The sequence below is a fragment of the Streptomyces sp. NPDC005566 genome, from assembly GCF_040605575.1.
Lineage (GTDB): Bacteria > Actinomycetota > Actinomycetes > Streptomycetales > Streptomycetaceae > Streptomyces.
The window spans coordinates 144,600-168,523 of the sequence record NZ_JBEXDB010000015.1 but is presented as its reverse complement, the minus strand read 5'-3'; the positions used below and the strand labels follow the sequence as shown (position 1 = coordinate 168,523).

The following is a 23,924-nucleotide window of genomic DNA, read 5'->3' as shown; positions in this document are numbered from 1 at the left end:
CCGACGGCCGGGATCACGCCCACCCGGGAAAGTGGCCCGTGTAGTTCTCGGCGAACTCCGCCGCCGCATGCGGCGAGTCCGCGATCCTGTGCAGCTGCGCGAGCTGCAGACGGGTCTCGAAAGTGCTCTGCGCCGGATCGGTGTGGAGCGTCGACGTCATGAAGTACGAGAAGTGCTCGGCCCGCCAGACCCGTCGCAAGCACGTGTCGGAGTAGGCGTCGAGCAGATCGGAGGAGCCGGTCCGTTCCAGGTGGGCGAACGCACGGGCGAGGACCACGACATCGGCGGCGGCGAGGTTCAGCCCCTTCGCACCGGTGGGCGGCACGATGTGTGCCGCGTCCCCGGCGAGAAACACCCGGCCGTGGCTCATGGGCTCGGTCACCTGACTGCGCATGGGCAGCACGGACTTGGCCGTGACGGCCCCCCGTTCCAGCTTCCGGCTGCCCGCCGAGGCCAGCCGGACGTCCAGCTCGTCCCAGATCCTGTCGTCGGACCAGGCGGCGGGATCCTCCCCGTTCGGCACCTGGAGGTACAGCCGGCTCACGGCAGGCGAACGCATGCTGGCCAGGGCGAATCCACGCGGTGAGTGCGCATAGACCAACTCGTCGTACACCGGTGGCGCATCGGCCAGGATGCCCAGCCAGGAATAGGGATAGGTCCGGGTGTGGGACCGCAGCACGCCTTCGGGGACGGACCGACGGGTCACACCGTGGAAACCGTCGCAGCCGACCACGTAGTCGCACGCCAGCGTCCGTTCGGCACCCCCGTGCCGGTAGCCGATCACCGGCCGGTCCGTATCCGCACCCGACACCCCCACCGCCTCCGCCTCGAACAGCAGCGGTGGGCCCTCGGCGAGCTGCAGGGCGATCAGATCCTTGACGACCTCTGTCTGCGCGTACACCCACACGCGGCTGCCACCCGTCAGCGAGGGGAAGTCGACGCGATGGGACCGTCCGTCGAAACGCAGCTCGATGCCGTCGTGCGCGATGCCCTCCCGGTCCAGACGCGCGCCGGCACCGCTCGCACGCAGGGCGTCGACGGAACTCTGCTCCAGGATCCCGGCCCGCTGACGCTGCTCGGCGTACGCGCGGTCTCGGCTTTCCAGGACCACACAGTCGACGCCGCGCCCGTGCAGCAGCCGGGCCAGGAGCAGTCCCGCCGGGCCCGCCCCCACGATGCCGACACGGGTACGACGAGGGAGGGACGAGGCGGTGTCCACAGATGTCTTCCCTTCACGAACGGGTTCGGTGCCGCTCACGTACGAAGACTCGTGGCTGAGGAGGAGGACGACAAGAGTGGCGGTCGGCGCGGACCGCGCGCACCTCCGTCCGGTGGGGTGGCGGGTGCGGGCTGCACCCGTTCGGGCCCCGGCCGATTGCCGGGCAGGCGCCACGCGCCCAGCGTGGGAGCCGAGGCCGTGCGTGCCGACGCCGTACGGATCACCGGCCGAGGAGAAGCGACATGGCTGACGGACAGTGGAGCCCGGGGCGGACCGCAGGGCACCCGGAGGAATTCCTGCCCGTCCTGGACATCACCGAGCCGACGCGTCAGCGCCGGCTCACCGTCCTCCTGCGACTGCTCCTGCTGATTCCGCACTTCATCGTGCTGTTCTTCCTGCACATCGGCGCCGTGCTCACCGTGATCGTCGGCTGGTTCGCCGCTCTGGTCCTGGGGAGGCTGCCCGAGCCGGTCTTCCGCTTCCTCTCCGGATATCTCGGCTACCGCATGCGGGTGGCCGCATCCGAGATGCTGCTGATCGACCGGTACCCGCCGTTCGCCCTGACCCCGCCGCCCGACTACCCCGTACAGATCGAGGTACGGCCCACCGACCTGAACCGCCTCGCCGTGTTCTTCCGGCTGCTCCTGATGATCCCGGCAGCCGTCGTCCAGAGCCTCGCCATGTCCGGCTGGTGGATGCTGTCCTTCATCTGGTGGCTGATCACGCTGATCCTGGGCCGGATGCCGCGGCCCCTCATGGAGGCGACAGCGGCGACCCTGCGCTTCCAGATGCGTTTCATCGCCTACGCGCTGATGCTCACCCCGGCCTACCCGAAGGGCCTTTTCGGCGACGAGGACCTCTCCGTCGGCCAGCAGCACATGCGTACGCTCACCAGGCCGCTGCTCATGAGCGGGGCGGGGAAGGCCCTGGTGGTGCTCTTCCTCGTCCTCGGGATCCTCGGCAGCATCACGGCATCGCTGACCACGCCGGACGACGGCGGCAGCAGTGACTACGGCCGGCACGGGCAGCAGGCCGCGCGAGACGTCCCCCTACAGATGTGATGACGACATGACTCGACCGCCCGTACAGGAATTGGCGTAGTCGTGGAGCCGGGTGGACTGAAAGCGCCGGACCGGGTCACACGGAAGGAATGACGTCCACAGACGTAAGGACAGACAGCGCCGGAGAACCCGACGGCAGGGGCGCCCGCCGCCCCGCCCGCAGGCGTGGGTGCCTGACAGCAGCCGGACTGTGTGCTGCAGCGGTCGTCCTGCTGCTCCTCGGCACCCGGCTCAGCCTGCTGCCCGGGCTGGGCGACATCTTCGGCGAGGAGACCACGGACCGGTCCGGCCCTGCGGTGCTCAAGTCGATCCAGGACATGAGCGCGTACGAGGCGGCCTCCGGCAACTTCCAGGTCGTCGTCGACCTGGAGAAGGACGCGAAGTTCCTGCCCGACGCCATCCGTGGTACCCGGACGCTCTACGTGGGAGCGGGCACCGTGGGCGCCTTCGTGGACCTCGGCAAGGTCACGGAGAACGGGGTCGTCGTGAACGAGGACCGCACCACGGCCGAACTCCGGCTGCCGCACGCCGTGCTGGGCAAGCCCGCACTGGATCCGGACCGCTCCTACGCGGTGTCCAAGCAGCGCGGAATCCTGGACCGATTCGGTGACTTCTTCTCCGACAACCCCGGAAGCGAGCAGGCGGTCAACAAACTGGCCGCGAAGCACATCGGCGCGGCGGCCAAGGAGAGCGGGCTCACCCAGCGAGCGGAGAAGAACACCACCTCCATGCTCCAAGGGCTGCTCGGTTCACTCGGATTCGACACGGTGACCGTGCGCTACGTCGACCCGCCTGCCTGAGCCGTCCCCCTGAGCCGTCCCCCCGGCCGCAGCCTTGAGCGAGGCTGCGGCATACTCAACAAAGTGACCAGTCACATTGTTGAGCAAGGAGAGTCGGGGAGATGGCCATGACTGCTGCCGAAACCACGGAGCGCTTCCGAACCGCCGTCGAGAAGAGTGATCTCGCGGCACTGGACGATCTGTTCACCGAGAACGTCCGCTTCTTCAGCCCGGTGAAGTTCACCCCCTTCGAGGGCAAGGCGATGGTGCTCGGACTCTTCGGCGTGCTCCTGCGCACGTTCGAGGACTTCCGCTACATCGGACAGTTCGAGGGCGAGGCCCTGACCAGCGCGGACGACGTCCAGGTCCCCTCGGAGGTCCTGCTCTTCAAGGCATCCGTGAGCGGCAAGGAGATTCACGGGATCGACCTGCTCCAGTTCGACGGGGAGGGCAGGATCCAGGAGTTCACCGTGATGGTCCGTCCGCTGTCCGCGGTCCAGACCCTGAGCGCGGCGGTTCTCGCGGGACTCGTGGCCGACGGCCTCGTACCGGATCCGGCCGGCTCCTGAGGGACCGGGCCCCGGCGCCGAATCCCGGTGTCCGGGGCCCGGTGGCATGGCATGACCTCGGGGACGTCGCCGCAGACAGATCATGCATCTGCTCACCGTGAGATCCGCGGCAGCCGCGCATTTGCCGGAACAGCAAGATCTCTTGCCCGACGTGCGGGCTGCGCCGAATGATCGTGACGCAGGTCGACACCGGGATCCACAGGAGGACACATGCCGCAGCCCGCCCGCTCGCCCGAGCCCTCCACATCCGTTCCCGGGGCGGTCCACCGGCTGGTGGACGTCCCCGGCGGCCGGATCCATCTGATCGAACAGGGCGCCGGACCACTCGTCCTGCTGGTCCACGGCTTTCCGGAGACCTCGTACTCCTGGCGCCACCAACTGCCGGCCATCGCCGCGGCGGGCTACCGCGCGGTCGCCATCGACGTACGCGGTTACGGGCGCTCGTCGGCCCCCGCACCCGTGGACGCCTACCGGATGACGGCCCATGTCGGCGACAACGTCGGAGTCGTACACGCCCTGGGTGGAAAGACGGCCACGGTCATCGGCCACGACTGGGGCTCGCCCATCGCAGCGAACAGTGCACTGCTGCGCCCCGACGTCTTCACCGCCGCGGGGCTGCTCAGTGTCCCCTACGCTCCACGGAGCGGCGTGCGGCCCACCGACGGTTTCGCCCGGATCGGCGGCGACGACGAGTTCTACGTCGGGTACTTCCAGGAGCCCGGCCGTGCCGAGGCGGAGATCGAGCCCGACGTACGGGGGTGGCTCGCCGGCTTCTACGCCGCACTCTCCGCGGACACCATGCCGCCGCCGGGCAAGGACAGCGTCTTCTTCGTGCCCCCAGGCGCACAACTGCGTGACCGCTTCCCCGCCGATCAGCTCCCGTCATGGCTCACGGAGGCCGACCTCGACGTGTACAGCGGCGAATTCGAGAGGACCGGCCTGACCGGGGCGCTCAACCGTTACCGGAACGCCGACCGCGACTGGGAGGACCTGGCGGCCTGGGACGGAGCACGGCTCACCCAGCCCTCGCTCTTCATCGGCGGAGCCCTCGACGCCTCCACCACCTGGATGGCCGAGGCCATCGCGCAATACCCCACCACCCTTCCGGGCCTGGTCTCCTCGCACATCCTGGACGGGTGCGGACACTGGATCCAGCAGGAACGCGCCACCGAGGTCAGCACCCTGCTGACGCAGTGGCTGCACACCATCCACGCCTGACGGACGCCGGACGAGACCGCCCGCCGGACGTCGGAGGCGTCAGCAGACCGGGCCGGGCGCCGCCGCGGTGGCCGCGAGCAGATCCCGTACGAGGTCGAAGTCGATGCGTTCCGGTGTACGGAAGCGAAGGCATCCCTTGCCCATGTCCTGACCGGCCAGCCGGGTCTCGAACGCCTCGCGGACGTCGCCGCGCAGCAGGTAGATGGAGATGTACCGCTTCTGGCTCGCGAAGCCGATCTCGAGGGTTCCGTTCCGTTCGTAGCCCGGCATGCCGTACGCCATCACTTCGGTGAAGCCCTTGAGTTCGTGCCGACACAGCTCGCGCAGCTGGCTCAGAGCAGGCCGGCGCTCCGGCTGGAGCTCGGCCAGGTACTGATCCACATCCACCGCGTCGCTCTGTGCCATACGGACATGCTAATTGCGTTCCGACTCACCTCGCGGAGCACGTGAGGTCGTCCCACGGGCTCCGGTCGCGTGTCGAAGTCCGGGCCCCGCAGACACACCGGCCATGGTGGTCGCATGAACAGCGCAGGCATTCTCGCTGATGCGTTCGAGCGCATCCATGAAACGGTGCACACCGCGGTCGAGGGTCTCTCTCCCGACGACCTCAACGCCCGGCTGGACGAGGGCGCGAATTCGATCTCCTGGCTCGTGTGGCACCTCACGCGCATCCAGGACGACCACGTCGCCGACGCCGCAGGAACCGAGCAGGTCTGGTTCTCCGGGGACTGGGCCTCCCGCTTCGAACTGCCCTTCGCCAAGGGATCGACCGGGTACGGCCACAGCCGCGCGCAGGTGGGCTCCGTACAGGTGACTTCGGCGGATCTGCTCCTCGGCTACTACGACGCCGTGCACGAGCAGACTCTGGCCTTCGTCCGCAGTCTCGACGACGAGGCCCTGGACCGCGTGGTGGACGAGTCCTGGTCGCCGCCGGTGACCCTCGGCGTGCGGCTGGTCAGCGTCGTCGCGGACGATCTGCAGCACGCAGGTCAGGCGGCGTTCGTACGCGGCTCGCTGGAGCGCGGGTAAGGGTTTTCGCGGACTGCGGCCGCGGTGCGCGCGTAGCGCCCCGGACTCGTGCCGACGACACGCTTGAAGTGCCGGGAGAAGTGGGACTGATCGTAGAAGCCCACTGACGTGGCCACGTCCGGCGAACGCATTCCCCCGAGCAACAGGCGCCGGGCCAGGTCCACGCGGCGCCCCGTCAGGTACTGGTGCGGAGCCATGGCGAACTCCTTGCTGAACGCCCTCACCAGATGGGTGTGGTGGGCGTGCAGCAGCTCCGCGGCCACCCGCAGCGTCACGCCTTCGACGACGCGCGCATCGAGCAGATCGCGAAGCTCGTGCGCGATCCGGCGGTCGTGCGGTGACGGGGACGCGCCGAGCTGTCCGCCCAGGTGCTGGGCCAGACGTTCGGAGACGAGCGCGAGACGGCTCTGCGCCTCCAACTCGTCGCCGGGCTGTCCGAGCGTGAGGTGCAACTGGTGGATGCGGCGCCGCAGCGACGGATCGTGCAGCACGGGGCGGTCGACGGCCCGGCCGATGAGCCCGGCTTCGATCTGCGCGGTGTTGAGGTAGAGGACTCGCTTGCGGAATCCCGCGGGGGTCGCTGCGCCACCGTTGTGCGGGATGTGCGGAGGCAGCAGCGTCACCACCGAGCTGCGTGCCCCGTGTTCGTGGCGCTCCAGGTCGTAGCGGACCATGCCTTCGTCGACGATGAGCAGCGTCCATGCGTCGTGCGTGTGCATGGGGTAGGCGTGATCGGCGAAGCGGGCGTGGAAGACCTCGTCGATTCCCTCGACGCGCGGACGCCATGCGGTGATGTCCGGAGGGGCAGCCATGAGGGAAGCGTACAAGGCCGGTCCGGCCCGCCGGCCGTGCAAAGTTCGTACAAGACGGCACGGGCCGGGCCCGGCAGGCTTCTCGGCATGACCGATGACAGCGCACCCGTACGCTTCGACACCAAGATCGCCGTCCTGCTCCGTGACGACCTGCAGACCTGGCAGCGCCTCAACGTCACGGCGTTCCTCGTCAGTGGCCTGGGTACGCGGGCGCCGGAGGTGATCGGCGAACCGTACGCCGACGCCGACGGCACCGGGTACTTGCCCATGTTCCGGCAGCCCGTCCTCGTCTTCGCCGGTTCGAAGGAGTTGCTGACGACGGCGCACACCCGGGCGGTCGGGCGGGGCGTGACCATGGCGGTGTTCACGTCCGACCTCTTCGCGACCGGCCACGACGAGGCCAACCGGGCCGCCGTCCGGGCCGTGAAGCGGGATGCGATGGACCTCGTGGGACTGGCCGTCCACGGGCCGCGCAACGCGGTGGACAAGATCCTCAAGGGTGCCTCGATGCACTCCTGAACGGCCCGGCAGCCGGGGCACCCCACGTCACCGGACGGATACGCACTGGCACACCTGTGCGACTGGCGGTCTGTGGTGTCATACTCGAAACCAGTCCGCTAGACAGGCTTGTCACTGTCCCGAAAGGCGACGCGTCATGAACTGGGCATCGTGGACTACCTGCGGTGTCTTCGCGGGATCCGGCGGAGTTCGCACCGAAGAGGTAGGCGTCGTGAGCGGTGATCTGACCGTACACACGACATGGTCCGACGGGCAGGCAGAGGTGGCCGTGCAGTACAGCGGCGCCTCGGACTGGTTCACGCTGGTCGGCAGTCCTGTGCCGTGCCCCTCCGAAGAAGCCAGCCGTTACTTCCATCAGCAGATCGTCGAGGCGGTACGCGCCGGAGACGGAGCGACGGTTCCGGTTTCGCGCGCCGTGGAGTGATCCGCGCCGCTCACCGCTCCCCGAAGCGTCGTACGAACCGCCGCTGCCAGGGAGTCTCCACAGCCCCCGGGTGATAGTGGCGGCGGACGAAGGCGACAGCCTCGTCCGCCGCCACTCCGTCGAGGACCGCCAGACAGGCAAGTGCGGTACCTGTCCGTCCCCGGCCACCCCCGCAGGCGACTTCGACCCGGTCCGCAGCCGTGCGCTGCCATGCCTCGGCGAGCACACTCCGGGCCTCCTCCCGGTCCGCGGGAAGCCGGAAGTCGGGCCAGCGCAGCCACCGCGACTCCCAGGCGGCCGGCGCCGGCCGCCTACCGAGCAGATGCACCGCGAACGTGGGCTCGAGACCCTCGGGAAGCGGACGTCGCAGACCGCGTCCGCGGACCAGCCGCCCCGAGGGGAGGGCGATCACACCCGGACCTTCGGGATCCCACATCTGCGTCACGATCAGGCCTTCGCGTCGAGGTCTTGCGCCAGCACGGCAGCCAGTTCCTCGACCGCCTCCTGTGCCCCCGCACCGGCGGCGGACAGCACCAGCGTATCGCCGCGCTGGGCCGCCAGGGCGAGCACGGAGAGCATGCTGCGGGCGCCGACCGGGTCACTGCCGTCGCGTGCGACGGTCACCCTGACCGGCCGGCGCGAGGCCGTCTGGACGAACAGCGAGGCCGGACGGGCGTGCAGCCCGCTGCGGGAGCCGACGGAGACGGTGCGCCGGTACATGGATTCCCTCCTGAGGGGACGAGTCGGTGAACAGGTTCCGGTACGGGCGGGCTGTCAGGCAGCCACGGGGACCTCGGGCCGGTCCGCCGTCGGCGCGGCCTTCTCCGGGCTGCGGCGCAGCCCCTTGAGGGTGACGACCAGAGCCGTCGCCACCGCCGTACCCGCGGCGATCGCCAGCAGGTACAGGAACGGCCCGCCGATCAGCGGGACGACGAAGACCCCGCCGTGCGGTGCGCGGAGCGTGCAGCCGAACGCCATCGACAGCGCCCCGGTGACGGCCCCACCGGCCATCACCGACGGGATCACCCGCAAGGGATCGGCCGCGGCGAACGGGATCGCACCCTCGCTGATGAACGAGGCGCCGAGGACCCATGCGGCCCTGCCGTTCTCCTGCTCGGCCCGGGTGAACAGCCTGCCGCGCACGGCGGTGGCGAGTGCCATGGCCAGCGGCGGCACCATGCCGGCCGCCATCACCGCGGCCATCACCTTGAGACTGCCGGGCGTCGGATCGGCCAGGCCGCCGACCGCGAACGCGTACGCCACCTTGTTGAGCGGGCCGCCCATGTCGAAGCACATCATGAGGCCGAGGACGACTCCCAGGATGACGGCGTTGGAGCCCGAGAGTCCGTTCAGCCAGTCCGTGAGGGCCTGCTGAAGAGAGGCGATCGGCTTCCCGACCACGATGAACATCAGGTACCCGACCGCCACGGATGCGACCAGAGGGATCACCAGCACCGGCATGATGCCCCGCAGGGTGCGGTGGACCTTCATTCGCTGGATCCCCATCACGACGGCCCCTGCGAGCAGCCCGGCGACCAGGCCGCCCAGGAAGCCCGCGTCGACCGTGAGCGCGATGGCGCCGCCGACGAAACCGGGGACGAGCGCGGGCCGGTCCGCCATCCCGTGCGCGATGTACCCGGCCAGTACGGGGACCAGGAAGCCGAACGCGGTGGTGCCGATCTGGTTGAGCAGGGCGGCTCAGCTGTCGGCCTCGCCCCGGACGAAGTGGTCGGCGACCGAGGCGGCGTTTGCGATCTCGTAGCCGCCGATCGCGAACGACAGGGCGATGAGGAGCCCGCCGGCCGCAACGAACGGAACCATGTAGCTGACCCCGGACATCAGGTAGGTCCGCAGCCGGACACCGACATGGGTGGAAGCCCCGTGGGAGTCGCCGGGGCCGTCAGCACCCGCGGCGGCCGCGGCCGCGTCGGGCGTCCCGCCGATCTCGCCGCGGCCGGCCATGCGCCGGGCCTCGGCGATGAGTTCGGCGGGCCGGTTGATCCCCGCCTTCACCCCGACGTCGACAACCGGCTTGCCGCCGAACCGCGCCTTCTCGCGCACTTCGACATCGTGGGCCCAGATGACCGCGTCCGCTGCGGCGATCACGGCCGGGTCCAGCCGCTCGAACCCGGCGGAGCCCTGCGTTTCGACAGCGATCACGACACCGTCGGCGAGCGCGGCGGACTCCAGCGACTCGGCGGCCATGTACGTGTGCGCGATACCGGTGGGGCAGGACGTGACAGCGACGATCCGGAACAGCTCCTCCGGCTCGGCACCGGCCGGCTCCGGGGCGTCGAGTTCCGCGTCTCCGGCGTTTGTCGCGTCCGAGGGGAGCCGCTCGCCGCGGATCAGGGCGGCGGCCGCCGCAGGATCCAGCTCGGCACGCAGCGCGCTGGTGAACTCGGGGTCCATCAGCCGTCGCGCCAGGCCCGACAGGATCGTGAGGTGGTCCTCGTCCGCGCCGGCCGGCGCGGCTATGAGGAAGACCAGATCTGCAGGACCGTCCGCGGCGCCGAAGTCGATGCCGTGCGCGCTGCGTCCGAAGGCCAACGAAGGCTCGGTGACGTGTTCACTGCGACAGTGGGGAATGCCGATGCCCCCGTCCAGACCGGTAGGCATCTGGGCCTCACGGGCAGCCACGTCGGCAAGAAAGCCGTCGAGGTCGCTCACTCACTCATCGCGGGGCTCCTTGCTCATGGACCGCCCTGTGGACGGCTCGGGGGACGGGGGGCTGGACGTCGTACGGGTGGGCGGGGTGGCGCCGGTCATGGCGCCGGTTCCGTCAGAACGAGATCCACCGGGATGTCCGCGGTCGTGACGACCGCGGACAGATCGAGATCGGCCGGGGCGGGCATGACGCTCCCCGGCAGTTGCACGGCCGCGGCACCGTGTGCCACCGCGGCGGCGAGTGCCGAAGGACCTGTTCCGTCCGCGGCCAGGAAGCCCGCGAGGGAGGCGTCTCCCGCGCCGACGTTGCTGCGGACGGAAGCCACCGGGGCGCAGCCGAAGTACGCACCGGAGCCCTCCACCAGCAGCTGTCCGTCCGCGCCCAGACTGGCCAGGACCGACCGTGCCCCGAGCTCGCACAGCTCCTGCGCGGCCTTGAGGGCATCACCGACCGTCGCCAGCGGACGACCGACAGCCTCCGCGAGTTCTTCCGCGTTCGGCTTGATCACGTCAGGCCGTTCCCGGAGCGCGGCAAGCAGCGCCGCTCCGGAGGTGTCGAGGGCGATCCGCGTACCGCCGTGGTGGCTGCGGGCCACCAGTTCGGCGTACCACTCGGGGGGAAGTCCGCGGGGCAGGCTGCCGCAGCAGGCGATCCAGTCCGCGTCCGCGGACCGCATCCGCACCGCGTCCAGCAGGCGCTCCGCCTCGCCAGGGATGATCTCGGGCCCCGCCGCGTTGACCTTGGTGAGCGTGCCGTCGGGTTCGACGAGCGTGATGTTGACGCGGGTGCTGCCTGCGACCGGTACGCCCACGGCTTCGATGCCGTGCTCGCCGAGGAGTCGGGCCAGCAGGGCGCCCTCCGGCCCGCCCAACGGCGCGACGGCAGCCGTACGGTGACCGGCGGCAGCGACCGCGCGGGAGACGTTGACTCCCTTGCCGCCGGGATCGACACGGTCGGAGGTGGCCCGCAGGACGGCTCCGCGGCTGAGTCCGGGCAGTTCGTACGTGCGGTCCAGGCTCGGATTGGGGGTGACGGTCAGGATCATGCGCGCACCACTTCCGTGCCCCGGCTCTCGATGTCCCGGGCGTCCTCGGAGCTGAGCCCGGTGTCGGTGATGAGCAGGTCGACATGGGAGAGGTCGCCGAAGCGTGCGAAGTGCTCCTGGCCGAACTTGCCCGAGTCGGCGAGGAGCACCACCCGGCGGGCCGCCGCGATCACCGCGCGCTTCACCGCCGCCTCGGCCAGGTCCGGGGTCGTCAGGCCGCCCCTGGCAGAGAACCCGTTGGTGGCGAGGAAGACGACATCGGCGTTGATCTCGCTGTACGCGCTGAGCGCCCAGGCGTCGACTGCGGCCCGGGTGCGGTGCCGCACCCGGCCGCCGACCAGGTGCAGCGAGATTCCGGGATGGTCGGCGAGGCGCGCGGCCACGGGCAGCGCGTGGGTGACCACGGTGAGGGCGGAGTCGAGCGGGACCGCGGCGGCCAGTCTGACGGTCGTCGTCCCCGCGTCGATGATCACGTTGCCGTCGGCGGGGAGCTCTCCCAGCGCGGCTGCGGCGATGCGGTCCTTCTCGTCCGCAGCCACCGTGTCGCGCTCCACGAGGCCGGGCTCGAAGCCGAGCTTCCCGGCAGGAATGGCACCGCCGTGGACCCTGCGCAGGAGCCCCGCCCTGTCCAGAGCCTTGAGGTCACGCCGAACGGTCTCGGCGGTGACCTGGAACTCCTCGGCGAGGGACAGCACATCGACCCGGCCGCTCTCGCTCGCCAGGCGGAGGATCTCTTGCTGCCGCTCCGGTGCGTACATGTGGTTTCGTATCCGTCTCATGCCCGAGTCTGTGGTTTCACCAGCAGACTACGACCGCACCCCGGGCAAGTAAACCCATTCGGGCGGGGTGTGGGCATGAACGGACTTCGGGGCGGACGAGAGCGGGAGAGACGGGTGCTCAGTCGGTGCGACCGGCCCCATGGGTCAAGGGCCGCGCGAGCAGAGGGACTCCGAGAACCTGGTGTCCGCCGCTCGCCACCATGCGGACCTCGCCCCGCTCGCTGATCTCGGCACGCACGATTCCCGTCTCGTCCTCGTAGACCGGGTAACCGCCCGCTCCCGACCGGGCAGTGAGGCGGACAACGACCACATCGTCCGTGGCACCGGCCGCCTGGAAAATCAGCTCGTAACTCTCCGGGTAATCCATGAGGGCCTCCCGACCGGGCGCCGGCAGAGGCCGGCCACTGGTCACCTCCATTGTTTCCCACCCGCGCGCCCGGCGCTTCAGGAGCCGGCCGCAGATTACCCTCGGTCATTCCGGATGCGGATTCGGTGAGCCGGGGTCACCATCATCTGCAAGGGACCGGATGCGTGCTGACACGTCGCACGGCCGCCCGTATCGCCAGGCGTACCGCCGGCGCGATCGGAATTCGTCGGTGCGGGGCCATGTGCTCCCGGCCGCCCTGTGGAGAGGAACTGCCGTGCTGATGGCCAATCCTGCAACGCTGCGGAATCTCGTCATGCGCTACGAGGCACTGCGACGCGCCCACGCACGGCTGCGGACTTCCGAGAGCAGCCGCCGTCTCGAGGACATCTCCTACACCCTCTGCGTCACCACCGGAACCCGGACCGTGGCGGACGCCCTGACCGCGGCGGACGCCCAGTTGCGTGCCGTCCCGTCCGCGGCATCGGTGCTCTCGGCCGCGGAGCCGTCCGAAGTACAGCTGACCGCCTGACGCCTGTACGGAGTCCGCACGGATGACGCCGGTTCCCTCGAACCGGCGTCATCCGTGCGTTCTGCCGTGGTCCGCGCCGTGTTCGGCTGTGCAGAGACCGTCACGCGGCCCGGTCGGCGGGCTCCTCGGTCCGGGTCACGACCCGCGTGCCCGGGTGGCAGAGCGCACACACGAACGCGACGAACAGGGCGCCGGACATGCAGTAGAACACCCACTGATTGGCCTGTGCGAAGTCCATGCGGATGGCGCCCATGGAATCACGCATCACCTCGGCGACCTTTCCCTCGCCGGACGGCTGCCGCGCGTCGCCGTTGCCCGTGACGGCCTCGGCGACGCTGTGGGCGGCGTCTGTTGCCGCCGCGTCCGACAGTCCCGCGGAGCGCAGCGTCGTATGCACCCGGTTGGTCGTGACATGGGTGAGGATCGTGCCGAACACGGCCAGGCCGACGCTCGCCGCGAAGTTCCGGACCGTCTGCGTGATCCCGGTGACCTCGCCGTACGAGGCGCCGATCGCCCGGTTGACCGCGTCGGTCGATGCGGGTGCCAGCAGAAGTCCGATGCCCGCGCCGGCCATGGCCGCGTATGGCCACTGGTCGTGCATCGACAGCGTGGTCAGTTTTCCTGCCCAGAGGGCGAAACCGGCGGCACCCAGCGCCGTGCCGAGTTTCAGCGCGGGCCGGGCACCGTGGCGGTCGAGGATGCGCCCGCCCCACTGCGACGCGATGCCGAAGCCGATGAAGAAATACAGAAGGTAGAGCGCCGCCTGATTGGGTGACGCGCTGAGCGAGACCTGTGCGTAGACGGAGGCGAAGAAGAACACAGGGACGAAGACCAGCATGGAGAAGAACAGCACCGCGGCATCCACGGCGAACGCACGGTCCCGGAAGACCTGGAGCCTGACGAGCGGATACCGCGTACGCAGTTGGAGCCGACAGAACAGAGCGAGCACGAGCAGGCCGCCGACGATGCACGCCCATGTGACGGCACTGCTCCAGCCCCAGGCGGCCGCCTGCTGGAAGCCGAGCACCGTCAGGCCCATACCGGCCGCCATCAGGACGGCCCCCGGTACATCGACGGGCTCGCGCCGCGACCGGTTCGGGATGCGGGCCAGGAGCGTCAGCACGATGGCGATCACGGCGACCGGCACGTTGATCCAGAAGATCGAACGCCAGGTCCAGGAGGTGAGCCAGCCGCCCAGAATGGGTCCGATGGCCGTGAGCGCTCCGGAGAGGCCGAAGAACAGGGCCAGAGCCCGGCCGCGCCGTTCCACCGGGAACACCGCGATGACCACGGCGAGAGCGGCGGGGAACATCAGCGCCGCCCCGAAACCCTGAATGGCGCGGAAGACGATGAGCCATGTCTGGGCGAGGTCCCCGGAGGGGACCGCTCCGCACAGTGCGGAGGAGATCACGAAGACGAGCGTGCCCGCCAGCATGACCCTGCGGTGCCCTAGGACATCCGCAAGCCTCCCGCCGAGGGCGAAGAACGCGGCCAGGGCCAGCAGATAGGCATTGACGACCCACTGCATTCCGGAGCCCGACAGCCCGAGTTCGCGGACGATGTCCGGGGCCGCGATGGAGACGACGGTCTGGTCGATGAACGTCATCGAGACGGCGAAGAGCATCGCAGTCAGGGTCAGCGCCTGATTCGGCGGCGCGCTTCCTGGCACTGCGGGAGCCGGATCGGTCGCGTCCCCCGGGTGAGGTCTACTCATACGCGGAATTCTGCTTGCGAAGGATCATCGGCGCATTCTGTGCGGCCCGCAGTACGGTGCCCGGCCACAGCCGCGGGGCGGGGTGCCACCGGACCACGGCGAATGGGCGGAGGCGCACGGGCGATCGGGTGACAGCCGACTGTCGCACAACATGACTGATCGTCGGGGCGGCTAGTCATGCGGTATGAGATTTGAGCCCCGACGTAACCAGACCGTTTCCACGCGTACCCGCCGGCTCCGTGTCGTCGGCGCGCTGTGCGCCGTCCTTGCATCCGCCGCCATGGTGACGGGATGCGGCCAGGACAACGGTGACGAAACAGCCGCGGCGACCTCAGAGGCTGCCAAGGTCATTCCTCAGCAGACGACCACCCCGTACGAGAGCCCCTCCGGCAGCCCTTCCGGTACGGCCGCGCAGCTGACCGAGGACCAGACCGAGCGCAAGGAACTCCTCTCGACCGTCAAGGTCACCTACGACACCGCCGCCACGACGGCCGTCGGTGAGGTTTCCGGCGGCAAGCTCACCGACCTCGACCTCGAAGGTCTGGACGACGACAGCGACGAGAGCGCCAGCCCCAGCGCAAGCGCCAGCCCCGACGGCAGTGCGAGCCCCAGCCCCACCGGCAGCCCGAGCCCGAGCGGAAGTTCCACGGGTCCGAAGTGGATCGCGGAAGTCGTGGAGGAGGACGGAACCGCGCACACGGTGAGCATTGACGCGGTGTCCGGAGACGTGCTCGACTCCGTCACCGAGGCCGAGCAGAGCGACGCCGACAAGCAGCAGCTGGCCGACTGGGTCAGCAAGGCCCAGCAGACCTGGAAGCAGGCGGCCAAGGTTGCCACGGACAAGCAGAAGGGCACCGTGACCTCGCTCAACCTGGACGAGAACGACAGTCAGGCGCTCGTCTGGCAGGTCGACGTGGTCACCGAGGACTGGAAGAAGACCGCCTTCGACGTGGACGCCGCGACCGGCAAGATCACTGACGAGGAAGTCGACAACGACTGATCACGACACGGCCGAACCCGCATCGGTGGCGGACCGCCCAGCGGTCCGCCACCGATGTGTTCTCAGAGAGGGCCGTCAGCCAGAATCCGGGTGAAGCGCAGGCCGGGACGTCCGCCCAGGGTCACCGCACCGGCGTGGACGAATCCGTTGCGGGCCAGCACGGCCTGCGAACCTGCGTTGTCCAGTGTCGTCTCCGCCCGGAGAACACTCAGGCCGTACGCGTCGAGTGCCAGTGCGCACACACGCCGGACGGCGGAGGTGGCCAGGCCCTGTCCGGCTGCCCGCTCGGCGATGCGGTACCCGAGTTCGGCCGAACCGTCCGCGACACCGACGAGATTGACACGGCCGAGTACGGCGCCGTCGCTGTCAGCAATGATGTGGAAGTGGTGCAGCCCTGCTGCCTGTTCGTCGAGCAGCTCGCGGTGACGTGCGTCGAACCCGGCGAAGTAGTCGTCGCCGCGGTCCGGGATCGAGGCGGCGAAGTACGTGCGGTTCTCCAACTCGAAGGCGAGCAGCGCCGGCGCGTGATCGGGACGAAGACGCTCAAGAACAGTCATGCGAGGACGTTACCGGGACGGCGTCCCGCTCACTGTTCCGGGGTTCGGGGCAGGACGCGATAGGTCACGTGCGTGACGGAGTTCGCCGCTCGCGACTCCACCTGCTCGAGGTTCAGCGACGGCACCCCGTCGAACAGCCGTGTGCCGGCGCCGAGCGTGAACGGCACGATGTGCAGCCGTAGCTCATCGATCAGACCTGCGGCGAGGTACTGGTTGATGGTGGTCGCGCCCCCGTGGATCGACACGTCGCGGTCCCCGGCCGCCTCGCGGGCCTGCCGCAGTGCGGATTCGATGCCGTCGGTGACGAAGTGGAACGTGGTGCCGCCGTCCATCGGTTGCGGGTCGCGTGGATGGTGGGTGAGTACGAAGACCGGTGTGTGGTAGGGCGGATTGTCGCCCCACCAGCCCTTCCACTGCCGATCCCACGCGCCGCGTACGGGTCCGAACATGTTCCGCCCCATGATGAAGGCGCCGTACGCCGTCAGCCGGTCCAGCTCGGCCTGCCGCTGCTCCGGGGTTTCGAACATCCAGGAATGCAGCCTGTCGCCCCAGCCATCGCCGGCATCGTCGCCGAACGGGCGTTCCTCGGCCTGGTTGAGCCCGGCCGAGTACCCGTCGACGGAGATCGAGAGGTCGCTGGTCACCCTGCCCGAACGTGTGGTCACTGTTCTGTCCTCCTGGTGGCGGCTTCTGCCGCCTTCGTGATGAGCTGTCCGATCCGTTCGCTACTGGGGTAGACCGTTGCGGGCCCGCGAACTCATCGCGCGGCCGCACCGCCGTTACCGGCGCCCCCCGGCTGCTGACGCTGTGCTGTGTGCTGCCCCTGCTGTGTGCTGTCCGGCCAGAACCGTCTCGCGGAACGAAGCGACGACGGGCCGGAGGTCGACCCGGTGCCATGCGGCCCACAGGCCGACGGAGCGTTCGTACCAGAGGAGTTCTCGCACCACGACGCCGTCGGTACTGCCGCGCACCATGCTCTTCTGTACGAGCGCGAGGCCCAGGCTCGACGCGACCAGGCCCAGTGCCGTGAGTGGATCGGCAGCGTCGAGGCGGATGTCCGGAGTGAAGCCGGAGGCGACGCACGAGGCGAGGAACGAGTCGCGCCAGGCCGCGTCCTGGGCGTCGCCCACCGCGATCCAGGGCTGTCCGGTCAGGTCGGCGGGCCTCAACTCGGCCTTCTCCGCCAGCAGATGATCCGCTGGAAGCGCGAGCAGCAGGGGATCCTGCAGCAGGGCGGCGGCACTCAGGTCCGGGTCGTCCTCCGGTGGGGGAGTGCGAACCAGCGCGATGTCGAGGCTGCGCTGCCGCAGGCCCTCGAACTGCTCGGCGGACTCCTGGTCGTACAGGGCGACGTGAATACCGGGGCGTTCCTCGCGCAGAGCCCGAAGAGCGGCGGGCAGGATGCCCGTGTGCATGGCGTCGGCGACGTAGCCGATGCACAGCCCGCCCTCTTCGCCCCTGCCGAGACGCCGGCCGAGGTTCTCCAGCCGGTCCGCATGACGCAGCAGGGCGTGGGCCTCGGTCAGGAAGACGCGGCCGTCGGAGGTGAGACGGATCCGCTGCTGGCTGCGCTCGAAGAGGACGAGGCCCAGATTCTTCTCCAGCTGGGCGATCTGGCGGCTGAGCGGGGACTGGGAGATGTGCAGCCGCTCAGCGGCGCGACCGACGTGCTCCTCCTCGGCGACGGCCACGAAGTAGTGAAGAAGTCGCAGGTCAAGCATGTGTGACCTCGGGGGACTCAAGTGAGTCGAGGTAAGTCTTGGACAGTCTCATGCCTGGATCCTAACCTCGAGAGCACAAGACGGATGCATGACGCATTCGCGTACAAAACATCATGTCCCACCCTAGGCATCGCAAGGACCCCCATGACGATCAAGACCCTCCTGCCCGGCGTGCTCGGCTTCGGTACCGCACCCCTCGGCAACATGTTCCGGGCCATCCCCGAGGAAGAGGCGGCAGCCACCGTCGAGGCCGCCTGGAACCAGGGCATCCGCTACTTCGACACCGCGCCCTTCTACGGCGCGGGCCTGTCCGAGATCCGCCTCGGCGGCGTCCTGGCCCAGCACCCGCGCGACGAGTACGTCCTGAGCACGAAGGTCGGCCGCGTCATCCTCGACGAGACGGAGGACCCCGCCGCACGCGACCTCGGCGAGAAGGGGGGACTGTTCGAGCACGGCCGGCCCAACAAGATGGTCAACGACTACACCGCCGACGCCACCCTGCGCTCCATCGAGGACAGCCTCGAGCGCCTCGGGACCGACCGCCTCGACATCGTGTGGGTCCACGACGTGGCCCAGGACTTCTACGGTGACGAGTGGCTCGCCGCGTACGAAACCGCCCGCACCGGCGCTTTCCGTGTTCTGCAGCAACTGCGCGACGAAGGTGTCATCAAGGCCTGGGGCCTGGGCGTCAACCGGGTCGAGCCCCTCGAGCTCACCCTCGACCTGGACGAGCCGAAGCCCGACGCCTTCCTCCTCGCCGGCCGCTACACCCTCCTCGACCACGAGCGTGCCCTGCAGCGTCTGCTGCCCGCCGCAGCTGCCCAGAACGTCGACATCGTGGTCGGCGGCCCGTACAGCTCGGGGATCCTCGCCGGAGGAGCGCACTTCGAGTACCAGAAGGCGCCCGCGGAGATCGTCGAGAAGGTCGGGCGCATCAAGGCGCTCGCCGAACGCCACGAGGTCGGCGTCAAGGCTGCCGCCCTGCAGTTCTCCCTCGCACACCCCGCGACCGCCGCCGCGATCCCCGGCGCGACGAAGCCCAGCCGTACGGCGGAGGACGTCGCCGCGCTCGGCGAGACGATCCCGGCGGCGTTCTGGGCGGAGCTGCGCGAGGAGGAGCTCATAGCGCAGGACGCGCCCGTACCCACCGTCTGAGACCCGACTGCCCGACCTTCAGGAGTTCCCCATGGCCACCACCACCGCATCCATCGAGATTCCCGTGTCGCCCGAACGTGTCTGGCGGCTCATCGGCGGCTTCGGCTCACTGCCGGACTGGCTGCCCTACATCCCCTCCAGCGAACTCGGCGAGGGCGGACGCGTGCGCACGCTCGGAAACCAGGATGGCGGCGTCATCGTCGAGCGCCTCGAAGCCTTCGACGACGCGGCCCGCACCTACAGCTACTCCATCTTGAAGGCGCCCTTCCCCGTGACCGGCTACCGTTCGACCCTCACGGTCCACGGCATTGCCGGAAGGGACACCGCCCGGGTGGAATGGTCCGGCGTCTTCACCCCGGACGCCGTCGGTGAGGACGAGGCCGTCGCCCTGTTCCAGGAGATCTACACGGACGGCCTCGCCGCGCTGAACCGGACGCTCACCACGCGGACCGGCTGACAGCCCGGACCAGGCGGTTCAGGGTGCGATGCCGATACCTTCCACCCGGCTCCACTCCCTCTCCCGTGCGGCGGACAGCGCGGGCCAGTGCTGTCCGCCGGGCCGCGAAAGGACACGCGACGAGTAGTCGGCAGGGACGAAACCGGGCCGCAGGAAGCACCCGGTGCCGTAGACGGCGTCGAAGGAGGGGCAGGACGCCGCGACAGAGGCGGGGGTGGGCTTCTTCCCCGTCCGGACCCACCGGGACAGCGCCGATACGGCGTTGGCGTACTCCGAGGTGCTGAGCCCGCTGTGCTCGCTCTCCTGAGTGAACGTCTGGACGAGATGGCCGCCGCGGCGCGCACCTTCGAGTGAGGCGCGGTACGCCGCTTCGTGCTCGACGAAGGCGGTGGGGTCGTCGATCGCGTGCATGGTCAGCACGGGGACGGAGACCGCGCCCGTCACATCGCTGTCGTAGGACAGGTCACGCCGGGCCGACGGGTCCGCCGAGAAGCGCTCGACACCCGCGTTGAGCGCCCTGTCGTCGTGGGAGCCGCGATAGCGCACGCTCCCGTTCCCGAACGGGTTGCGACCGCCGAGGCGCTGCACGATGTCCCTGAAGGTGAAGGTCGCGAACCTCAGGTGCGACTCGAGTGTCCGCTCGGGAATCTTCGTGACGCTCAGGATGTCGTCCAGATTGCGCTGCTGGAGGGGAGTCCGGTCCGCCGGCTGCGAGGTGTAGCCGGTGCACTCCTGAAGCCGTGCGCCCAGACCCGAGGACGTCATCGCCGAACCGTCCCGCAGCCCCTTCCACAGGGGGTACCGGGGTTCCGTGGGGCGCGGGTGGTTCCGGCAGTAGTACTGGTAGACGACACGGAGATCCACCCGGTAGTCGTAGCCCCGTGAGCCACCGCCGAGCACACCGTTGGTGAGCAGGGCGCCGTCGTAGGGGGAGTCCTTGCCCGCCCCGTACACCTCGACGACCTTCGCGGCCACGTTCCCGCCCCAGGACTGGCCGTGCACGAGCGTGGTCCGCGGTCGCCGGAACTCTGCCGCGAACAGGCGACGGAGATTCTCCGTGTCGGCGGCCGCCATCCTCGTTCCGTACCCGCCGCGGCGGTAGGACGATCCCGCCCAGGCGTAGCCCTCCTCGACCATGACGGACCAGCGCTCGAGGTCGTCGAGGCTTCGCTGCGGGTCCGACTGTTCGCCCAGGTCGGGCCCTCCGTGGGCGTGCATGACCAACGACCCGTTCCAGTCACGGGGGATGGCGACGGCGTAGTGGGCACCGTTGGAATCCTGTCCCGAGTAGCACCTCGCCCGCGCCGTGAGGCTCGCGGGACAGGAGATCTCTCCGGGGGTTCCGGCCGCTGCCGAGGGCTGAACCGGGCCGATGAGACCGACCGCGAGTATCCCCGCGAGGCCGCTCGCAACCACCGCGAACCGATGTCTGCGCGTACCCGGCCTCATGCGAATGGGCAAAAGCGTGGCCACGTGTTCCTCCTGGCTGCTCGGCTCACCGCTGCGTGGCGGCTGATGCTAGTCGCGCCAGGTCAGGGGGCCAGGGGTCGCGGCATTGCGTTCATATCGTTCTCGGGCGGGCGCTCAGGACACCGCCTCGATCCGCCAACTCGCACAGCAGTACGAGGTGGTGACTTCGGTGCCGTACGCGCGTTGTACATGTCGTGCCCAAGTCTCCTTCCAGCTCGCCCCACGCTCCGGCCGCGCCGGTGGTGACGAGCACTCCGAAGCCCTTCCTGCTGACCGCTGTGCAGGGAGAGGCCGCCCGCCGTCTCCTCACCTACGTGGCTTCGCTGCCGCTCGCCGGCAGCGACGCGCAGCTCCTCGCGGTGGTCGTCGCGATCCGCGCCGCCCGGGGCGGGGTCGGGAACATCACCGGCCAGGATCTGAAGTCACTGCGTCTGGACGATGCGGAGAGCGCCGTCACCGCCGTAGCCGCTCTGGGATGGCAGGTGCGGGGCGATCTGATCGGAGGCAGCCCGGACACACCCGTGGCCGTCGCCGTGCCCGATCTCGCCGACACCTCGGACCGGCGGCTGGTCTTCGGCAAGGACAAGAGGTCCCGGGTGTCCGGGTGGACCACCCGCACCCTGGCCGCCAAGCCGGCCAGGAAGGCGTCGTCCGCCGCGCGCCTGGCCGCGCTGTTCCTGGCAGCCCACAGCCGGGCCGAACGCCATGCGACCCTGCCGGCCGACCTTCCCGGCGCGTGCCGCGCCGCACTGCCCGAACTGCTCGCCAAGGGCTTCCTGCTGGAACTGGAAGGTGACCGGTACCTGCTGGCCGACGCCGTACGGCACCTCTCGGGCATGCACGCGCTACCCGAGGCGCCGCGCCCGCGCGACATGACCGCCGAGGAACCGCTGAGTTGGGACGGGTGGAAGGCACAGGCGAGCGTGGCACTGCGTCGGCACGCCGAGGCCGTCGAACACTGCCCGCTCTGCCACATGGCCACCGTGAGGGTGGCGGAGGCGTTCATGCGCAAGGCCGTTCCCGCCCAGATCCCGGCGAGCGTGCGCACGGCCTACGGCGTGTGGAAGGACTCCCAGCCCGACTGCGGCCCCCGCGCAGCAGAGTTCGCCGCCGCCTTCCGCGCGGAACACGGGCACGGTCCGTCCGTGAAACAGCTGTGCGTGGGGCTGGGATGGAAGAAGCAGCCACGTGATCTGCGGATTCTCATCGTCCGGCGGCTGATCGCCGACGAGTGGCTGACGAACACCGAGCCCGTGCCATGGACCCTGCGCCCGGGCCGGGCCGCCCAGACCTCCCGGGCCGCCACGGCGCCGGCCCCCACCGGGGCGCGCCCGGGATAGCGCGCCGCCGTCCGTCGGGCCCGACACGGATACCGCCGGACGCGGGACATGGTCCGAACGGTGCCCGCCGCCGGGCCGCCCGGCTGTTAGCGTCCTCGCCCACGGGACCGGCACGGGCGCCCCCGCTGCCGGCAGCACGGCGAAGGAGTGGTCCACCCATGCGTGTCCTCTTGGTCGGAGCAGGAGGCGTGGGCACCGCGATCACCAGGATCGCGGCCCGTCGGCCTTTCTTCGAACACATGACGGTCGCCGACTACGACCTGGAGCGTGCGGAGAAGGCCGTCGCGGCCCTGGGGGAGAGCGGACACCGGTTCAACGCCGTCCGTGTGGACGCCTCGGACCCCGCAGCGGTGCGCGCCGCCCTCGACGAGAACCGCTGCGATGTGCTGCTCAACGCCACCGACCCCCGATTCGTGCTGCCCTTGTTCGAGGCGGCGCTGGCACACGGCGCGAACTACCTCGACATGGCGATGTCCCTTTCCCGGCCGCACCCTGACCGCCCGTACGAGAAGTGCGGCGTCAAGCTCGGTGACGCGCAGTTCGAACGGGCCGCGGAGTGGGAGGATGCCGGCCGTCTCGCACTGGTGGGAATGGGCGTGGAGCCCGGCCTCTCGGATGTGTTCGCCCGGTACGCCTCCGACGAGCTCTTCGACGAGATCGAGGAGATCGGCATCCGCGACGGAGCCGATCTGGTCGTGGAGGGCTACGACTTCGCCCCCTCCTTCAGTATCTGGACGACCATCGAGGAGTGCCTGAACCCTCCGGTCGTGTACGAGGAGGGGCGCGGCTGGTTCACCACCGCGCCCTTCAGCGAACCGGAGCTCTTCGACTTCCCCGAAGGCATCGGGGAAGTCGAGTGCGTCAATGTCGAGCACGAGGAGGTGCTTCTCGTCCCGCGCCATCTGAAGGCCGGGCGGGTCACGTTCAAGTACGGCCTGGGCGACGAGTTCATCGGAGTACTCCGCGCGCTCCACAAGCTGGGCCTCGACCGTACGGAGCCCGTCCGCGTGAACAGTGACAAGGGCGAGGTCCAGGTGTCACCCCGTGATGTCGTCGCCGCCTGCCTTCCCGACCCGGCCGGGCTCGGCGAGCGGATGCACGGGAAGACGTGCGCGGGCACCTGGGTGAAGGGCACCAAGGACGGACGGCCCAGAGAGGTCTTCCTCTACCACGTGGTCGACAACCAGTGGTCCATGCGGGAGTACGGCTCCCAGGCCGTGGTCTGGCAGACCGCGATCAACCCCGTCGCCGCCCTCGAGCTCATCGCGCGCGGCACCTGGCACGGAAGCGGGGTGCTCGGCCCGGAGGCCCTGCCTCCCCGGCCGTTCCTCGATCTGCTGACGGAGTACGGCGCACCGTGGCGCATGCGCGAACAGTGACAGCTGCGCCTGCCGTGCCCCGTACGGCGGTGTCCGTCCCTGCCTGGGAGGCGCACCCGAAGGCCCGCAAATAGCATGAAGGGGGCATATTCGCCCGTCTCTTCAGGCCGTTA

The 23,924-nt window shown here is 69.7% G+C and carries 26 protein-coding genes and 1 pseudogene; 13 read left to right on the top strand and 14 right to left on the bottom strand.

All coding sequences use genetic code 11. From position 1 onward, the window contains the following. Positions 1 to 13 precede the first annotated feature (13 nt). The gene (locus tag ABZS61_RS23950) at positions 14 to 1,219 is read right to left on the bottom strand and encodes a 4-hydroxybenzoate 3-monooxygenase (protein ID WP_356424733.1); all 1,206 of its coding nucleotides are present in this window, start codon (positions 1,217 to 1,219) and stop codon (positions 14 to 16) included. Between the two features lie 242 nt (positions 1,220 to 1,461). Here ABZS61_RS23950 and ABZS61_RS23945 point away from each other — a divergent pair, with 242 nt between their 5' ends. From ABZS61_RS23945 to ABZS61_RS23930, 4 genes are all read left to right on the top strand, one after another. After that, complete coding sequence (locus ABZS61_RS23945) at positions 1,462 to 2,280, top strand: DUF4389 domain-containing protein (protein ID WP_356424730.1); 819 nt, start codon at positions 1,462 to 1,464, stop codon at positions 2,278 to 2,280. Between the two features lie 89 nt (positions 2,281 to 2,369). After that, positions 2,370 to 3,080: a DUF4230 domain-containing protein gene (locus ABZS61_RS23940; RefSeq protein WP_356424727.1), complete on the top strand. Its 711-nt coding sequence runs from the start codon at positions 2,370 to 2,372 to the stop codon at positions 3,078 to 3,080. Positions 3,081 to 3,187: 107 nt separating this feature from the next. Continuing rightward, entirely contained in the window at positions 3,188 to 3,628 is a 441-nt protein-coding gene (locus ABZS61_RS23935) for a nuclear transport factor 2 family protein (protein ID WP_356424724.1), read from the top strand. A 210-nt stretch (positions 3,629 to 3,838) separates the two neighbouring features. Then, positions 3,839 to 4,846 (top strand): alpha/beta hydrolase, encoded by a 1,008-nt coding sequence (locus ABZS61_RS23930; RefSeq protein WP_356424721.1) that lies wholly within the window; start codon positions 3,839 to 3,841, stop codon positions 4,844 to 4,846. Between the two features lie 39 nt (positions 4,847 to 4,885). Here the strand turns inward: ABZS61_RS23930 and ABZS61_RS23925 are convergent, their stop codons facing one another. Further along, the gene (locus ABZS61_RS23925) at positions 4,886 to 5,251 is read right to left on the bottom strand and encodes a DUF1801 domain-containing protein (protein ID WP_356424718.1); all 366 of its coding nucleotides are present in this window, start codon (positions 5,249 to 5,251) and stop codon (positions 4,886 to 4,888) included. Between the two features lie 114 nt (positions 5,252 to 5,365). Here ABZS61_RS23925 and ABZS61_RS23920 point away from each other — a divergent pair, with 114 nt between their 5' ends. Further along, on the top strand, positions 5,366 to 5,875 hold the full coding sequence (locus ABZS61_RS23920) for a DinB family protein (protein WP_356424715.1): 510 nt from the start codon (positions 5,366 to 5,368) through the stop codon (positions 5,873 to 5,875). Here ABZS61_RS23920 and ABZS61_RS23915 read toward each other — a convergent pair. Then, positions 5,836 to 6,687, bottom strand: coding sequence for an AraC family transcriptional regulator (locus ABZS61_RS23915; RefSeq protein WP_356424712.1), 852 nt, complete (start codon positions 6,685 to 6,687; stop codon positions 5,836 to 5,838). The genes ABZS61_RS23920 and ABZS61_RS23915 overlap by 40 nt on opposite strands. Before the next feature lie 87 nt (positions 6,688 to 6,774). Here ABZS61_RS23915 and ABZS61_RS23910 point away from each other — a divergent pair, with 87 nt between their 5' ends. Beyond that, positions 6,775 to 7,206, top strand: a complete 432-nt coding sequence (locus tag ABZS61_RS23910) for a DUF2000 domain-containing protein (protein ID WP_356424709.1) — start codon at positions 6,775 to 6,777, stop codon at positions 7,204 to 7,206. Between the two features lie 136 nt (positions 7,207 to 7,342). Continuing rightward, positions 7,343 to 7,630: a hypothetical protein gene (locus tag ABZS61_RS23905; protein ID WP_356424706.1), complete on the top strand. Its 288-nt coding sequence runs from the start codon at positions 7,343 to 7,345 to the stop codon at positions 7,628 to 7,630. 10 nt (positions 7,631 to 7,640) lie between these two features. Here the strand turns inward: ABZS61_RS23905 and ABZS61_RS23900 are convergent, their stop codons facing one another. The 6 genes and pseudogenes from ABZS61_RS23900 to ABZS61_RS23875 form a co-directional block, all read right to left on the bottom strand. Then, the gene (locus tag ABZS61_RS23900) at positions 7,641 to 8,075 is read right to left on the bottom strand and encodes a protein-tyrosine phosphatase family protein (RefSeq protein ID WP_356424703.1); all 435 of its coding nucleotides are present in this window, start codon (positions 8,073 to 8,075) and stop codon (positions 7,641 to 7,643) included. Between the two features lie 2 nt (positions 8,076 to 8,077). Then, positions 8,078 to 8,350, bottom strand: a complete 273-nt coding sequence (locus tag ABZS61_RS23895; protein WP_356424700.1) for an HPr family phosphocarrier protein — start codon at positions 8,348 to 8,350, stop codon at positions 8,078 to 8,080. Between the two features lie 54 nt (positions 8,351 to 8,404). Beyond that, positions 8,405 to 10,300, bottom strand: a pseudogene (locus ABZS61_RS23890) (fructose-specific PTS transporter subunit EIIC); the annotation flags it as partial. Between the two features lie 95 nt (positions 10,301 to 10,395). Continuing rightward, positions 10,396 to 11,343, bottom strand: a complete 948-nt coding sequence (pfkB, locus tag ABZS61_RS23885) for a 1-phosphofructokinase (RefSeq protein ID WP_356424697.1) — start codon at positions 11,341 to 11,343, stop codon at positions 10,396 to 10,398. Next, complete coding sequence (locus tag ABZS61_RS23880; RefSeq protein ID WP_356424929.1) at positions 11,340 to 12,101, bottom strand: DeoR/GlpR family DNA-binding transcription regulator; 762 nt, start codon at positions 12,099 to 12,101, stop codon at positions 11,340 to 11,342. The genes pfkB and ABZS61_RS23880 overlap by 4 nt, the downstream gene beginning before the upstream one ends. A 139-nt stretch (positions 12,102 to 12,240) precedes the next feature. Next, positions 12,241 to 12,489, bottom strand: a complete 249-nt coding sequence (locus ABZS61_RS23875; protein WP_356424694.1) for a DUF6296 family protein — start codon at positions 12,487 to 12,489, stop codon at positions 12,241 to 12,243. 274 nt (positions 12,490 to 12,763) lie between these two features. On the opposite strand from ABZS61_RS23875, the gene ABZS61_RS23870 reads away from it, so the two are divergent. Beyond that, complete coding sequence (locus ABZS61_RS23870) at positions 12,764 to 13,018, top strand: DUF5133 domain-containing protein (RefSeq protein ID WP_356424691.1); 255 nt, start codon at positions 12,764 to 12,766, stop codon at positions 13,016 to 13,018. A 100-nt stretch (positions 13,019 to 13,118) separates the two neighbouring features. Here ABZS61_RS23870 and ABZS61_RS23865 read toward each other — a convergent pair whose 3' ends face one another. Then, positions 13,119 to 14,642 carry an MFS transporter gene (locus ABZS61_RS23865; RefSeq protein ID WP_356424926.1) on the bottom strand — a complete coding sequence of 508 codons (1,524 nt, stop codon included), beginning with the start codon at positions 14,640 to 14,642 and terminating at the stop codon, positions 13,119 to 13,121. A gap of 274 nt (positions 14,643 to 14,916) precedes the next feature. On the opposite strand from ABZS61_RS23865, the gene ABZS61_RS23860 reads away from it, so the two are divergent. Continuing rightward, positions 14,917 to 15,732, top strand: a complete 816-nt coding sequence (locus ABZS61_RS23860; RefSeq protein ID WP_356424688.1) for a PepSY domain-containing protein — start codon at positions 14,917 to 14,919, stop codon at positions 15,730 to 15,732. Positions 15,733 to 15,794: 62 nt separating this feature from the next. Here ABZS61_RS23860 and ABZS61_RS23855 read toward each other — a convergent pair whose 3' ends face one another. From ABZS61_RS23855 to ABZS61_RS23845, 3 genes are all read right to left on the bottom strand, one after another. Next, positions 15,795 to 16,289, bottom strand: coding sequence for a GNAT family N-acetyltransferase (locus ABZS61_RS23855; protein WP_356424685.1), 495 nt, complete (start codon positions 16,287 to 16,289; stop codon positions 15,795 to 15,797). A gap of 29 nt (positions 16,290 to 16,318) precedes the next feature. Continuing rightward, positions 16,319 to 16,954: a dihydrofolate reductase family protein gene (locus tag ABZS61_RS23850; protein WP_356424682.1), complete on the bottom strand. Its 636-nt coding sequence runs from the start codon at positions 16,952 to 16,954 to the stop codon at positions 16,319 to 16,321. Between the two features lie 114 nt (positions 16,955 to 17,068). Beyond that, on the bottom strand, positions 17,069 to 18,010 hold the full coding sequence (locus ABZS61_RS23845; RefSeq protein WP_356424679.1) for a LysR substrate-binding domain-containing protein: 942 nt from the start codon (positions 18,008 to 18,010) through the stop codon (positions 17,069 to 17,071). Positions 18,011 to 18,154: 144 nt separating this feature from the next. On the opposite strand from ABZS61_RS23845, the gene ABZS61_RS23840 reads away from it, so the two are divergent. Together ABZS61_RS23840 and ABZS61_RS23835 are read left to right on the top strand one after the other, a co-directional pair. Continuing rightward, a complete protein-coding gene (locus ABZS61_RS23840) occupies positions 18,155 to 19,165 on the top strand; it encodes an aldo/keto reductase (RefSeq protein WP_356424676.1) in 1,011 nt (336 codons plus the stop codon). A gap of 31 nt (positions 19,166 to 19,196) precedes the next feature. After that, on the top strand, positions 19,197 to 19,622 hold the full coding sequence (locus ABZS61_RS23835; RefSeq protein WP_356424673.1) for an SRPBCC family protein: 426 nt from the start codon (positions 19,197 to 19,199) through the stop codon (positions 19,620 to 19,622). Positions 19,623 to 19,640: 18 nt separating this feature from the next. Here ABZS61_RS23835 and ABZS61_RS23830 read toward each other — a convergent pair whose 3' ends face one another. Further along, entirely contained in the window at positions 19,641 to 21,071 is a 1,431-nt protein-coding gene (locus ABZS61_RS23830; protein ID WP_356424922.1) for a hypothetical protein, read from the bottom strand. Between the two features lie 260 nt (positions 21,072 to 21,331). Here ABZS61_RS23830 and ABZS61_RS23825 point away from each other — a divergent pair, with 260 nt between their 5' ends. Next, positions 21,332 to 22,432 (top strand): hypothetical protein, encoded by a 1,101-nt coding sequence (locus ABZS61_RS23825; protein WP_356424670.1) that lies wholly within the window; start codon positions 21,332 to 21,334, stop codon positions 22,430 to 22,432. A gap of 158 nt (positions 22,433 to 22,590) precedes the next feature. Then, positions 22,591 to 23,811, top strand: a complete 1,221-nt coding sequence (locus ABZS61_RS23820) for a saccharopine dehydrogenase C-terminal domain-containing protein (RefSeq protein WP_356424667.1) — start codon at positions 22,591 to 22,593, stop codon at positions 23,809 to 23,811. The last annotated feature ends 113 nt before the right edge of the window (positions 23,812 to 23,924 follow it).